Origin of the sequence: Thiorhodococcus minor (assembly GCF_010820565.1) — a bacterium.
Classification (GTDB): Bacteria; Pseudomonadota; Gammaproteobacteria; order Chromatiales; family Chromatiaceae; genus Thiorhodococcus; species Thiorhodococcus minor.
Genome location: NZ_JAAIJQ010000022.1, coordinates 15,732 through 29,476, shown reverse-complemented (window position 1 = coordinate 29,476; position 13,745 = coordinate 15,732). Strand labels below are relative to the sequence as shown.

The window sequence follows — 13,745 nt, the reverse complement described above, 5'->3', positions numbered from 1 at the left end:
CCGATCAGCCGAGCAGAGTCACCTCCGCCGGCAGCGTCGCGAGATGGGCCTCCCGCGCATTGAAGTCACGGCTCTGCTTCCCATTGATCTGCACGCTCACCAAGGGTCCCGGCGTTGGGGGCGCGACGCGAATACCGCCGGGCGGGAGCTCGAGATCGCCAGAGATGGTCACCTGGAAGGCGCCCGCCTCCGTGCGCCTCAGTGCGAGATCGACCGCGCCATAGATAGTCGGCAGACCGCGGACCGAGATCTCGCCCGCGTCGATCCAATCGGCCGGGATCCCCGCAGCGACGACCAAGGCCGCGTCGGCCTCGCGCTCGTAGACGAAGAGATCCCGGAAGACCAGGCAGTACTCGGCGCCAATCCAGGCGTGCGGCAGATCCCCTTGATGTCCAGGTGCTCGGGGATCGCGCCAGGCGATCTCCGGCCATTGATGCCAGGCCGGTGGGCGCCGCTCTTCCAGATAGAAGCGCAACAGCGCGTGCGCCTCATCGCGCCGGCCCAGGCGAACGAGCGCGCCGACGATGCGCATCTCATAGGGGGTGTAGTTGGTCCAGGGCACTGGATTCGGGCCGTGCATCTCCCTAAAGCGCTGCATGAAGAGGTCGAAGCTGTGGTGCAGGGCCAGGCTCGGCAAGCGATGCCCCTCGTCGATCAGGGTGAGTGCATTGGCCGTCGCGGTCGGATCCGGGTCGGCCCACTCCACGGAGCCAGGCAAGAAGTCGATGCCACGCTCCTCCATGGTCCGGTCGATGGAGACGTGCAGCGTTGCGCGGAAGTCGTCGCGGAGATTGGCAAGCCGCTCCGCGCTGGCCGCGTCACCGACGACTTGCGCCAGCTCGGCGGCATCCTTGAATCCGCGCAGCGCCCAGAAGTCGTCCCAGTAGGCGTGGACCGGATGGGCCAAGTAGCCTTCATGGCTCACCGACTCCGGCAGCAGGCCGTAACGCGCGCGATGCTCCGTCGTCTCATAGCGTGCCGTGAGTCGCTTCGCGCGCAACTGCTCCAGGTAGTCGACCGCCCTGAGGACCGCCGGCCACAGATCGTCGACCAGCGCGCGATCGCGTGAGAAGCGCCAGTAGTCCGCGACGGCGAAGATGAGCTGGCCGTGGCTGTCGTGCTCGGGGAGCCAATCCGCCCCGTCGTAATCGACGCAGCAGGGGACATTGCCGTCCTCCGCCTGGAAGCGCGCATACCAGCGGATGAAATCGCCGGCCTCGCGCACGCAGCCGAAGCGGAGCAAGGCCGCGGCCATGACGGCACCGTCACGGATCCAAGATCGCGTGTAGCGGCGCGGACCCGGCTGCAGCGCCGGGCCGTCCCGGTTGATCAGGATGTGGCCGATCGCGGCCTTGCAGCAATCGGCCACATCCTGGACCGACTCTGGCATGCGGATGTCGACGCTCCCCAGCGTCCGCTCCCAGCGCTCGACGGCCGCCGCAAGGATGGCGCCGCCATCGAAATCTGTGCCGCCGAGCTCCGCGGGATCGGCGCCGTTGCGGCCGGCCAGGGGCGCGGCGAGCCAGACGTCGCGCGCCTCGCCGGGATCGACGGCGACCTCGAAGCGCAGCGCGCCTGTGGCGAAGCCGAACATGTCCAGCGCATCCTGCGCTGGCGGGAGCGTATCGCGCGCCACATGATCCGCGATGGCGCCCTCGTCGAAGCTCGCGGCGCCAAACCCGGAAGGCGCGCTCAGGGGCACCAGCGCGAGCTGGCCATTGACCTGAACGCAACCAGCTTTGTAGCCCAGCATGCGAATGCGCTTCACGCCGCCGACGTCCTTGTAGCCTTGCCAGGGAGGAGACACCTGGAAGGGGCGCACCACGGCATAGAGGCCGATCTGCAAGGGCGTCGAGCGATGATTCTCGACCCGGTAGCGCAGATAGACCCATCCTGTCTCCGGCTCGCCCTGGGCGAGCGCAGTGACGCTGAGCGCCAATCCCGCGCAGAGCCATGTGGTTTCAGGAATGGGCACCTGGGGGTGGAGCAGTTCCTGCTGCAAGGTGCAATCCGCCCAGGTCGTCAGCTCGCCCTGGATGTTCAGCATGGGCTCGATGGAGTAGCCTGCCCGCGCCACCTCTAGCATCCCCTCCTCATTGAGGAGAGCGGGAGCCCTGCCGTCCGGGATGTCGACCGGGGTCCAATAGGTCTGCTCGCGGTAGAGCCAGCGCGGATAGCAGCCCCGCCGCCCGTCCGCGGCGACGCGCTCGAAGAAGTCGTTGAGCGAGCGCGCATAGCCCTCGGGCTGCAGCTCGAAAGCGACGAGCCCGGGCACCTCGTCCCCGTCGCGCCCGCCGAGCGTCAACCGCAGTCGCCGTGAGCAACCGTTCGGCAGATAGACGTAGGAGCGCACCCCGGCCGACCGCGGCGCATCATAGACGCACTTCCAGGATTCACCGTCGGCGCTCGCCAGCACCTTGAACTGCCGCGGCTGGACGGATGCCCAATGCAAGACGAGACCGCTGTAGTCGCAGGACTCGTGAAGATCCAGCTCGACCCAAGCCGGCAGGTGCTCGGCGCGCCAGCAGCTGTCCGGTCGGGGATCGAGGATGCACTCAGGCGGACCATCGCCGCCCCTGCTCGATGCGCGCACGGAGGGCGCTTGTGACGGCGTTCTGTCCTCCAGGCGCAGATTGGCGAGCCAGAGGCTGCCGCGGCCCCCGGGGCCCGCGGTGACCGCAATTTCGATGGCGGCGATCTCGTCTGGCACGCCGCCCCCGGCGGGGCCCCAACCGAAGTCGATCTGGCGACTGCCGATCCGCAGTAATCGCCAGTCGGAGCTGAAATCGAAGGACTCGTCGCGGTAGCGCCAGACATTCTCACCGCTGGTGTCCACCAGCTTGAGCTCGAAGGCATTGGCCGGCGCCTGGGCGCGCACCGACATCAGGAAGGCGAAGCTATCAGGCATCGCGAGACGCACGGCCTTGCGCGCCACGACGAAGCCGCCACCGTCGCCGAAGTCGAAATCCAATCGCATCGCGGGGCCGTCCGGCCCGCTGTCCGGCACCAAGCGCGCCTCGGCCTGTCCCGAAGCCACGGTCGACCAGCTCGCGAGGTCGGAGAAATCGTCCAGATTCAGAGATTGCATGCGCTTGGTCCTCAACAATAGGGCTCGGGACAGAGAGGACGAGCGAGCTCCGCGGAAGGCCACCGCGAGCGGCGCTCGGCGAGCCGCGGGGCTAAGCTATACTGCCAAGGGTCCGAAGTCACCCGACGTGCCCCGCCCGGCATAAGCCGCCCCGCCCATCCATACGGCGACCGCTGCGATGCGCATCATCTGGTCCCTGGTCAACGCCCTTAAGGTTCCCATCACGCCGGCCATCTGGGAGCGCTTCGTCCTCATGATGCGCGAGCTCGCAAGCTCGGAGGTCGGCGGCAAGGCCAAGCTCCTGTTCGCGCTGCTCATCCTCTTCCTGTTCGCGATCAACGGATTGAACGTGCTCAACAGCTACGTCAATCGCGACTTCATGACCGCAATCGAGCATCAGAACATGCAGGGCTTCGTCTATTACGCCTTGTTGTTCATTTTCGTGATGGGCGTCTCAACCCTGGTGGCCGTGATCTACCGCTACACCGAAGAGACCCTGGGACTGCTCTGGCGCAAATGGCTGACGGAGCGCGCGATCGAGCGCTATCTGGGCGAGCGCATCTACTTTCAGCTGCACTCCAAGGGGCAGCTGCCGAACCCGGACCAGCGCATCTCGGAGGACATCCGCGCCCTCACGGCCACGACGCTGTCCTTCACCCTGATGTTCCTCAACGCCAGCTTCACCGTGGTCGCCTTCTCGGGCGTGCTCTGGACCATCAGCCCCCTGCTCTTCGTCGTTGCCGTCGCCTATTCGATCCTCGGCTCGCTGCTGACCATCTACCTGGGCAAACCCCTGGTCAAGCTCAATTATGACCAGCTCGACAAGGAAGCCAACTTCCGCTCGCGCCTGGTGCACGTGCGTGAGAACGCGGAATCCGTCGCGCTGTTGCGCCGCGAGGAGCGCCTCAAGGTCCGCCTCAGATACCGCCTGGATCAGCTCACCTCCAACTTCAAGCGCATCATCGAGGTGAATCGAAACCTCGGCTTCTTCACCACCGGCTACAACTATCTGATCCAGATCATCCCAGCCCTCTTCGTCGCACCTCTCTTCATCAAGGGACATGCGGAGTTTGGCGTCATCACCCAATCAGCCGTCGCCTTCGGGCATTTGCTCGGCGCCTTCTCGCTGATCGTGACCCAGTTCCAGTCCATCTCGACCTACACCGCGGTGATCGCCCGGCTCAATGCGCTGCGCGATGCCATGACGCAGGACAGGCCAGATCACGCACCCAAGCTGGAGCTCTGCGAGGGCTGCGGCAGCGTCGCCTATGAAAAGCTGACGCTCTACACGCCGCGCGAAGGGAGGGTGCTCATCAAGGATCTCAGCCTCTCTATCCCAACTGGGGTCTGTCTGCTGGTTCGCGCCACCAGCGAGGCCGCAGAGAAGGCGCTGTTCAGGGCAACCGCGGATCTCTGGCAGCACGGTGAGGGGCACATCCTGCATCCCGGGCACGACGCCATCTTCTTCCTGCCAGAGCGCCCCTATGTGCCTCCAGGCACCCTGCGCGAGATCCTGCTGCGGCCGGCACAAGAGCGCTGGCTGCCGGACTGGCAGATTCTCGCGAGCCTCAAGCTGCTCAATCTCGAGCAAGCCCTGGCCAAGGCCGGCGGCCTGGACACGGAGCACAACTGGTCGGACTTGCTCTCCCTCAGCGAGCAGCAGCGCCTGAGCTTCGGGCGCATGCTCCTCGCGGCCCCGCAGTTCGTCTTTCTCGATCATCCCAGCCGCAGCCTTAGCGAATGCCCGCTCGGCGAGCTGCTGAACCTGCTGCGCCAGCAAGGCATCACCTATCTCACGCTCGGCGATCTGGCAGACGAGCCGAGGTTCTACGATCGGCTGCTGGAGATCTCCGCGGATGGCACCTGGCGGGTCCGCCCGCCGACCTCGGACGAAGTCGGTGCGCCGAAGCAATGAGCCGTGGGCACGCCTTTCCGTCTGGATTCATCTGGGGGGCCGCGACCTCCGCCTATCAGGTCGAGGGATACCCCTTGGCCGACGGCGCCGGCCCCAGCATCTGGCACAGATTCGCCCACACCCCGGGACGGGTGGCAGGCGGCGCGACCGGCGATCTGGCCTGCGGCCACTACCATCGCTTTCGCGAGGACGTCGCGCTCATGGCGGAGCTGGGCCTGAGTGCCTATCGCTTCAGTATCGCCTGGGGACGCGTACTGCCGGATGGGCGCGGCCGGGTCAATCGAAAGGGGCTCGACTTCTACCTGCGTTTGGTCGACGCACTGCTGGAGCATGACATCCAGCCGATGGTCACGCTCTATCACTGGGACCTGCCGGCAGCACTCCAGGAGCGCGGCGGCTGGCTCGATCCGGACAGCGCCGTCTGGTTTGCCGACTATGCGCAGATCCTGTTCCGGGCGCTCGACGATCGCGTGCAGGCCTGGGTGACCATCAACGAGCCCTGGGTCGTCGCGGTGCTCGGACACTTGGAAGGTGTCCACGCACCAGGTCATCGCGATGCCCGCGAGGCCGTCCGCGTCATGCACCATCTGCTCCTGGCCCATGCGGAGGCCTGCGCGACCTATGGTGCGCTCGGTCGGCACCAGATCGGCATCGCCCTAAACCTGGAGCCTCAGCATCCGGCGTCGGACTCGGAGGCGGACCGGGCAGCGGCCGACCGGCGGGACGCCTTCATCAATGGCTGGCTCCTGGATCCGCTCTTCCACGGCCGTTACCCTGAGGCAATGGCGGACATCTTCGGCAGCGCCTGGCCGGACTTCCCGAGCACCGAGATCGATCGCATCCGCTGCCCCGCCGACTTCCTCGGCGTCAACTACTACTCGCGAGGCTGGGTCCGCGACGATCCGGCCGTCCAGCCGACAGGCGCGGCGCGGATCGAGCGCCCGAATGCGCCCGTGACGGCCATGGGCTGGGAGGTCTATCCCCGTGGACTGACGGAGATCCTGCTACGGCTCAAGACCCAGTACGGCAATCCGCCCGTCTACATCACCGAGAACGGCGCCGCCTTCGAGGATTCTGCGCCAACCGCGGGACGGGTCGAAGACCCAAGGCGCGTCGCCTACCTGCGCGAGCACATCGGCGCCGCCGGCGCGGCCATCCAGGCCGGGGCCGACCTGCGCGGCTACTTCGTCTGGTCGCTGCTCGACAACTTCGAGTGGGCCGAGGGCTACGCAAAGCGCTTCGGCCTATTTCGCGTGGACCCGAGCGACCAATCGCGCCTGCCAAAGGCCAGCGCCGAATGCTACAAAGACATCATCGCTTCGCATGGTGCCGGCCTGATTCCGGAGCCAAGCTAACACGGACCCGACCGGCGTATTTCTGATGGAGACTACGCTTGATCATGGACGATACTCGAGAGCCACTTTCGGCCAAAGATCTCTCCGCACCAGCCGCTTCCTGCGCGGATCGGCAAACGCTGACCGATGCCTCCGAGGCCGCAACAGCCCAAGATTGGGTGCCGATCGAGTATCGGCAGCTCAGCCCCGGGCGCTTCTCCGGGCTGATGCAAAGCCTGGAGCTCTCGAATATCGCGCTATTTCACGAACGCCACGATCAGGACGTGCACAAGACGGGGGCCCTGCCGCCCGGACAATGTACCGTCTCACTGATCGATCGTGGTCATAGCGCCGCCCGCTTCTCGCAATTTCCCATCGACGGTCCGGACGTCCTCTTCTTTCAGACCGAGCGGCACGAATTCGACATCGTCATTCCCCGCGGACGGGCAACGATCTACGCACACCTCGAGCAGGAAGAGCTCGTCCGAGGGCTCGAGACCTTGGACAAGCCGCTTGCCGAACGACTCGCCGGCAGCCGTGGCCTGCAATCCTTAGGCCCCTTCGGTAAGGCTGGACTCGAGCAGACCATGCACGCGCTTCTCGGGATCGCTCAAGATCCGGGCCTCGGCCAAGGCGGCGCCGACCCACGCCTGCTGCGGCGCAAACTCATGGACCAGATATTGCTCGCGATCGTCGCTTGTAGACATCCCCTGGCGGGGAACGCCTCGGAGCTGCATGCGCGCCGTCGTTCCTTTCAAATCGTACGCGCCGCGCGCGAATTCATGGAGGCACAGCTAGACGAAGGCATCACCCCCGGCATGGTCGATCTATGCGCGAATACCGGCGTCTCCGAGCGGACCTTGCGCTACGCCTTCCATGACCAGCTCGGACGTCCGCCGAGTGCCTATTTGCGTCTTCTGCGGCTCAACCGCATCCGCGCCGACCTGCTCACAGCGACGCCCTCGACCTCCGTTTCCTCCGTCGCCATCCGTTGGGGCTTTCTCCATCTCGGACGCTTTGCACAAGACTATCGACGACTCTTCCAAGAGACCCCATCCGCCACGCTGAGCCATGCCCGGCGCCCGTGATCAGAGCCCCCGCCCCGCCTCCTTTAGGCGCCAGCGCTTGATCGGGAAGTCTTGCCGAATTCGGATAGTGGGGCGCTCGCAAAGGGCATAGTCTCGGCTCCATCCACAACTCGACGATGACGGCTCCAGACTCGCCTTGTGCTCGCGCCAATGCTTCCTCGCACACGTCAGGGGGTTAGCGCCGCGCCCCTCGCCTCTCGAGCCAAACCGACAATGGGGAGCACCTGGTAGATGCCGTCCGGCGATCCGGTCATCTGCCGAGGAGCGGATATCGGTGAAAACTAGTTCGCATATCAGATGGAGCGAGTAGAGCGCTCGGTCTTGACGACGCCGGCATCAGGGGTGAATGCGCGTCCAAGTACGTCCACATATCGGCTCTCAGATGGAAGCCCGGGGCTTGCCGACGCCAAAGAACGCACACCTATTGATGACTGCGCTGCCTGGGGGTTTTGGCCCAAACCGCCGAAAATATGCAATCGGCCTCGGAGCGAAGTCTACCAGGTGCAGCGGCCCCCAGATTCCGCTGCGACGTGGAGGAATCAGGATCCTACGAGCGACGGACTGTGGCCGTGCCGCGGTGACCAGACCGGACGGCCGGATATGACCGGGTATTTTTCGATCCGCCCGTCACTGTCATGTCCGAGTTTCTACAAGACCTACATCATCGGCGTCGCAACGCGCACGGTCGCTCGAAGCGACCGCTGGCATCCTCAGCGGAGCCACATACCCTGCGCTCGGCGCCCTCTCAATGGAGGCAAGCCGCAAGCATGGCCATCAATGCAATTATTCAAGGTCGGAAACTGCAACGAGCCGCGGATGCGCCGGTACGCATGGAGGTCGTCAGCGATACCGTCGAAGACTGGATTGCCTCCGCGACCGCGCCGGTGGCCGATCAGCTCCACGACCGCTTCGTCGTTCTGAGCGACGCCGCCGAGGCGCCGAACGGCCCGGAGCTGCTCAGCGTCGATGTCGACGATACCAAGCTGGTCCACTATCGCTCTGCACCGCCGCCGACGGATGGCAAGACCTATGCGTCGACATGGCTGCGTGCCGAACATGAGGTGCCACGCACGCACGCCGAGCGTGACGATCGGATCATCCAGATCAAGGCGCTGCAGCACGACCGCGAACGCATCGCCTTCATCCACTACGCCGATGCTGCACGCGAGCGGCTAGTGGAGCCGATCATCTACGACGAGACGGCCGATCGCTGGCGCCCGTGGCAGCCGGAGGTGGATCCCGACACCGGCGAGATCGACGGCAGCATCCGCAACGCCATCACCGCCAACGCGCAGATGGGGATCTACCGCGACCGCGCGGGGCGCCCCATCGTCTACGGCACCGGAACCAACTATGCCAGCGGTCGCGCAACCCTGTTCGCCCTCGTGCGCGACGCAGGGACCGAGCGCTGGAGCGCGGCCCGGGCCGCCTTCGCCGGCACCGACGCGACCCGATTTCAGCTGCTGCCCGCTTGGGACGGCAATGCCGATGTGACCATCATGAAGCTCGACCCAGACACGGTCGGCTTCCTGCAGGCGCGCATCCGTTGGAGCGACGACGCCTGGGCCTATCGGATCGAGCCACTCGATTCAGGCTGGCGGACGATCGACTCCTCTGCCCTGCCGCTGTTCTCGGACATCGCCGCCGCCGGGGCCGAGGGCATTCATCCCCTGCCGGAGGCGCTCGGCACCGCCGGCTTCCTCTTCCATGTCTCCCATCAGCTCTATCTGATCACCGGCTGCGACACCGCGGTCCCCGCCGTGAAGCGCCTGACCGAGCCGGACAGCAGCGGGGCCGTGCCGGCGGCCCCGACCGGGATCACATCGGTTGCGCTCGGCTGGGAGCATGGCATCGGCAGCGATGGCGCAGCACGGCTCTACGCGCGCGAGGAGAGCGGCAACCTGCGCTTGTGGACGCTTGAGCTCAAGCCGGGCGCCGCCCCGCAAGCGGCGCCTCAATGCGGTGGCTGGATCTGTCTCGGCGAGGGCATGTATGCCATCGGCTGTGCCGCACGGACACGCGGCGGCAGTGAGCTGTTCGTGGTCAACGAAGGCAGCGACGGCGCCAAGATCGCGTTCTGGGCCAAGGGGCCGAGCCAGACGAGCTGGTATGCGCAGCAAGTCGATGCGGCGACCGACGACCCGCAAAAGGTTACTCGGACCATCGTACACAAGAGCCAGATCAAGCTCTACGACCCCGATGGCGCACCGCTCACCCAAGCCAACGGACTGCGGCTGTATGCGGACTGCCCATGCACGGTCATCGTCAACGGCACCGCTCACCGGCTCGCCGCCGACCCGGCGCACGCCGTCGAAGTCAGCACCACCGGCAGCGGCGAGCTGGAGATCATGCTGGAAGCCACCGATCTCTCGGCGCCCACCCTCCTTGTCGCCCCGATGGACGTCGATATCGCCGATGCCGTGCCCTTCCAGCCCGCGGCGGCCGTGGCCCGCCGCTTGGCTGGCAAGGAGCCGGGCCGGGAGGTCAGCGTCGAATCGCTGCGCGCGGCAAATCTGGTGGGCGACGATCAATCCGATGATCAGGTCGGCCAGATCGCCGAGATGATCACTAGCGCCGGGCAGCAGGCGTGGAAATTCGAGCACGGCAACCGGAAGATGCGCCGCGGCGCCCGGTCCCAGCCGGCACGCAGCTTCACGATCGACTTCGCTCCCGACAGAGCGCCTGCGATATCCACCGCGGTCCTCCTCGGCGCCGACAATGCCGCCGCCAACGCCTTGATCCCGGGACTGGGCACCGCGCTGGCCGACGCCTTGGCCTTCGTTCAGAACGCCGTCTCCAGCGCCCTGCGCGCCGCCGTCGAGCTGAGCGACGGCGTTGTCCGTCTGGTGCTAGAGATCGGCGGGCAGGTCAAGGCCTGGGTGCTGGACTCGATGGCGCAGGTGCAGGCGGCGCTGAGCGCGATCCTGTGCCGGCTGGCCAAGGCCGTGGGCGCGGTTGCCGATGCGGTGCGGCGCCTGATCGAGTTCGTCGCCGCACTGCTGGACTGGGGCGACATCGTCGTCGTCAACGATCTGTTGCGCTACGTCACCCTGGGCACGCTGCGCAAGCTCGAACAGGAGGTCAAAGGGGAGTTGCGCGAATTCGTCCTGGGTCAAATCGACAAGGGCGTCGGCGATTTGCGCAACAGGGTCGATCAGCTGCGCGGCGAATTGCAGAAGGTCTGGAATCCGTCCTTCAGCCAGCTCGCCACCGGGGCCATGCCCATGATCGAGGGCAAGTCGGCGCTGCCGGCTGGGGCGGACAAGACGCTGGCGCTGATGAAGGTGCAGACCACCACCGTTCAGGGCCTCGTCCTCAAGCACCTCGACAAGTTGCCGAACCCGGCGAACATGCAGGTGGAATGGACCTTCACGGATGAACTGCGCACAGGGCTGGAGCAGCTGCGCACGCAGCTGCTGGGGCGACACTGCGACAGCCGCACCGGCGTCGACATGGCGCAGGATCGGCGCTTCAAGGCCCTGGGCCAGCTCATCGACGAGCTCAACGGCCTGCCGCCGGCCGATCTTGGCGCGCGATCGCTGGACTGGCTCTTCGGGCTGATGGTCCGCGTGCTCGATTGCGTGGAGATCGGCGCGAAGGAGATCACCAACCTGGTCCTCGATATGGTCGGACAGGTCACGGCCTGGCTGCGCCGCGTCCTGCTGACGCCGCTTACGATCCCCGGCCTGTCCACCCTGTTCGAGGCCGCCTGCGGCCACCAGCTGACGCTGCTGGATGCGCTGACCCTGACCCTTGCGGCGCCGGCCACGGTACTCTGGAAGCTGACCCATGGCGGGCAGGCACCGTTCAAGGAGAGCCCGGTGCCGCTGATGCATCAGCATCGGCTGTTTCCCGCCGAAACCATGGGCGACCTCCAACCCCCTGCCCAATCGGCCGCACTCGGCGCTGCCCGAGCCAACCTCCCTCAGCTTACCGTCGACCCGGTGCATCTCGCGTTCTACGCCTATCTGCCGAATTACCACTGGAATAGCGCCGAGTATCACTCCATCGATGCCGATGCCCTGGTCTACGCGGACTACATCGAGGCGGCGACCACTGTGCAGACCGTCGCGCAGTTCTGCACTGCCTTGGGCGACATCCTGCTCATCCCGCCGATCAATGCGTTGTGCGACGCCACCGAGATCGGCCTGCTGGACGCTGAAGCGGTGACCCGCTGGCTGAAGAACCTGGTCAAGCTCGTCATGCTGTCTCACGTCGCGCTGGATCTGGTCGTCGACACCCTGACCGAGGTCGTCGCCAAGTACGCGCCGCAGAGCCAGGGCGCGAAATTCCTCGAGACCCGAACCCTGCCGCCCAACCTGCTCGGACTCCCCTATGCAGCCAAGCTGGTGACCTTGGCCGGCGCCACGGTCTCGGTGATCGGCCTGTTCTTCGTGTTCGACTTCAGTCCGCCGCCGGTATCCAATGCCGTCAACATCTTCAGCGCGCTGTTCGATAGCGTCCTGGGGCTGGCGTACAGCATCGCCGTCGTGGCCCAATTGCTGGAGATCATCCTGATGGCGATCGCCAAAGGGGACGTTTGGGGGCATCTGCTGGTCTACCTGGACCAGTTCGGAGCCGGCCTGGACGCAATGACGTCGGTCTGCGAGCCACTGGTGCTCGTGGCGGTCTACTCGCCGGAGCCCTTGAGCAAATTCGGCAGCGCCCTGCTGCTGATCACGGAGGATGCGGCGTTGCCGTTCCTCTCCGGCATCTTTTCGTTGATCGCGATCACCGCCAAAGAGGGCACATTCCGTTGGCGGGAATTCGCCGACGACGACCAGGCCGACACCTGAGGGCGCACCGATGACAGCGTACAAGACAACCGGCGGCGGCCTGCCGAAGGCGCGGATGGCACTGCTCGCGCTCGCGACGGCGGCGCTGCAGCCGGCGTTTGCGCAGGCGCCGCCCGAGGACGGCTATCCGGAGGATGAGCCGCGCATGGTGGCCTTCCTGTTCAACCGTGCCAGCCAGAGCGGCGCCCACTGTCCCAAGGGCTGGTCCGAGCTTGAGGAGGCCCGCGGCCGGCTGGTGCTGGCCATGACGGACCCGAGCAGACTGCCGCGGGCGAACGCGAAGCAGGATCTGCCGATCCGGGGCAGAACGCTGCATGGCGAACATGCGCATCGGCTCAAGCTCAAGACGAGCGCCGAGATGCAGGTTCTGGATCTCTACCTCGACGGTGCGAATCCGCATCTAACCCGAGCCGGCCGGATCACCGTCGGCGGGCATGTCCTGGACTACCGACAATCCGATCCGAACGCACCGGTCGGCGGCAGCGTCCAGGCGCGAACGCTGGAGGATGGCGCAATGGTCGGCACGGAGCCCGGTCACTGGTCCTTTCCCTACATGCCGCTGTTGGTCTGTCAACAGGATCGACCCACCAAGCTGACCCGGGCCTTGCCGCTCAACAGCGTAATGTTCTTCATCGGTCGGCGCTGTCCGACGGGCGAGCGCGGCAACGATGTCTGGCAGATCTACGAGGAGGCCGCCGGTCGCTTCATCGTGACCACCATGGGGCGGACCGAGGCATCGGCCGCGGAACCTCGTACCGGGACGACCAGCGGGACGGCGGCCACCCGAGGCTTCACCGGGGCCCACCGGCATCCGGACGCCAGTTATCGCTTCGCACTCGAGACCGGCGGCATCGCCGACTGGGATCGGGTGCAATTGACCCCGCCCTGGCCCGGCCTGCCGTCGCACCTGTGGTATCTGGGCTCGTGGATCGACTTCAGCTACACCCAGCCATCGTCGGAGGCCGATCCGCCGGCGCATATCGAGCTGCTGCCCTGCATCAAGTCAGGCGGCTATGCCGATCGCCATGCCCGCGCCCTAGTGCCGCCGATGCTGAGCATCTTCAGCGCCGACCAATACTGCGACGGCAGCGGGGCGGGTCAGCTGCGCTGGATCACCGCCCCCAATGGCGGTTTCCTGCTGGTCGGCTTGGAGCCCGGGCAGGATCCCATCACGCCCGTCGGCGAGGCACTGACGGCAGGCCAACCGCTGACCCATCGGCATCGGCTCAGCGCCGCGCTTGCGCCCGAGCAATCGCAAACCCGGCAGCTGCGGGGTCAGGGCTATCAGCAACTCGCGGTGCCCAAGGCGCAGCAGACGTCCTGGGATACGGGGGACAGCCAACAGGTGCTGCCGACCATCCTGCTGCGCCACTGCACCCTGGCACCCGAAACCAGGCAGAGCCTGAGCACGGGAAAGGCATCCCCATGAGCACTCCGCGACCGGAACAAAGCGGAATCCAGGCTCGCGGTTGGGACGAATCGTTTGGCAATGGGGGATGCGCAGCATAGACGCTATCTCGGATT

Annotated in this window: 6 protein-coding genes; 5 read left to right on the top strand and 1 reads right to left on the bottom strand. The window is 66.1% G+C overall.

Features of this window, described 5'->3' with window-relative positions:
• Positions 1-4: 4 nt before the first annotated feature.
• Positions 5-3,088: a discoidin domain-containing protein gene (locus G3446_RS09415; protein WP_164452578.1), complete on the bottom strand. Its 3,084-nt coding sequence runs from the start codon at positions 3,086-3,088 to the stop codon at positions 5-7.
• Positions 3,089-3,266: 178 nt separating this feature from the next.
• Between G3446_RS09415 and G3446_RS09410 the strand changes: the two genes are divergently transcribed.
• The 5 genes from G3446_RS09410 (at position 3,267) to G3446_RS09390 (ending at position 13,650) form a co-directional block, all read left to right on the top strand.
• On the top strand, positions 3,267-5,003 hold the full coding sequence (locus tag G3446_RS09410; protein ID WP_164452577.1) for an ABC transporter ATP-binding protein/permease: 1,737 nt from the start codon (positions 3,267-3,269) through the stop codon (positions 5,001-5,003).
• Positions 5,000-6,358, top strand: coding sequence for a GH1 family beta-glucosidase (locus G3446_RS09405; RefSeq protein ID WP_164452576.1), 1,359 nt, complete (start codon positions 5,000-5,002; stop codon positions 6,356-6,358). The genes G3446_RS09410 and G3446_RS09405 overlap by 4 nt, the downstream gene beginning before the upstream one ends.
• Positions 6,359-6,402: 44 nt before the next feature.
• Complete coding sequence (locus G3446_RS09400; protein ID WP_164452575.1) at positions 6,403-7,425, top strand: helix-turn-helix domain-containing protein; 1,023 nt, start codon at positions 6,403-6,405, stop codon at positions 7,423-7,425.
• Between the two features lie 767 nt (positions 7,426-8,192).
• Positions 8,193-12,221, top strand: a complete 4,029-nt coding sequence (locus G3446_RS09395; RefSeq protein ID WP_164452574.1) for a hypothetical protein — start codon at positions 8,193-8,195, stop codon at positions 12,219-12,221.
• 10 nt (positions 12,222-12,231) lie between these two features.
• Positions 12,232-13,650, top strand: a complete 1,419-nt coding sequence (locus G3446_RS09390; RefSeq protein WP_164452573.1) for a hypothetical protein — start codon at positions 12,232-12,234, stop codon at positions 13,648-13,650.
• The last annotated feature ends 95 nt before the right edge of the window (positions 13,651-13,745 follow it).

Bases quoted from the DNA above. Each gene is read 5' to 3' on its own strand.
- G3446_RS09410 (WP_164452577.1), top strand. From the start codon at position 3,267: ATGCGCATCATCTGGTCCCTGGTCAACGCCCTTAAGGTTCCCATCACG.
- G3446_RS09400 (WP_164452575.1), top strand. From the start codon at position 6,403: ATGGACGATACTCGAGAGCCACTTTCGGCCAAAGATCTCTCCGCACCA.
- G3446_RS09405 (WP_164452576.1), top strand. From the start codon at position 5,000: ATGAGCCGTGGGCACGCCTTTCCGTCTGGATTCATCTGGGGGGCCGCG.
- G3446_RS09390 (WP_164452573.1), top strand. From the start codon at position 12,232: ATGACAGCGTACAAGACAACCGGCGGCGGCCTGCCGAAGGCGCGGATG.
- G3446_RS09415 (WP_164452578.1), bottom strand. From the start codon at position 3,088: ATGCAATCTCTGAATCTGGACGATTTCTCCGACCTCGCGAGCTGGTCG.
- G3446_RS09395 (WP_164452574.1), top strand. From the start codon at position 8,193: ATGGCCATCAATGCAATTATTCAAGGTCGGAAACTGCAACGAGCCGCG.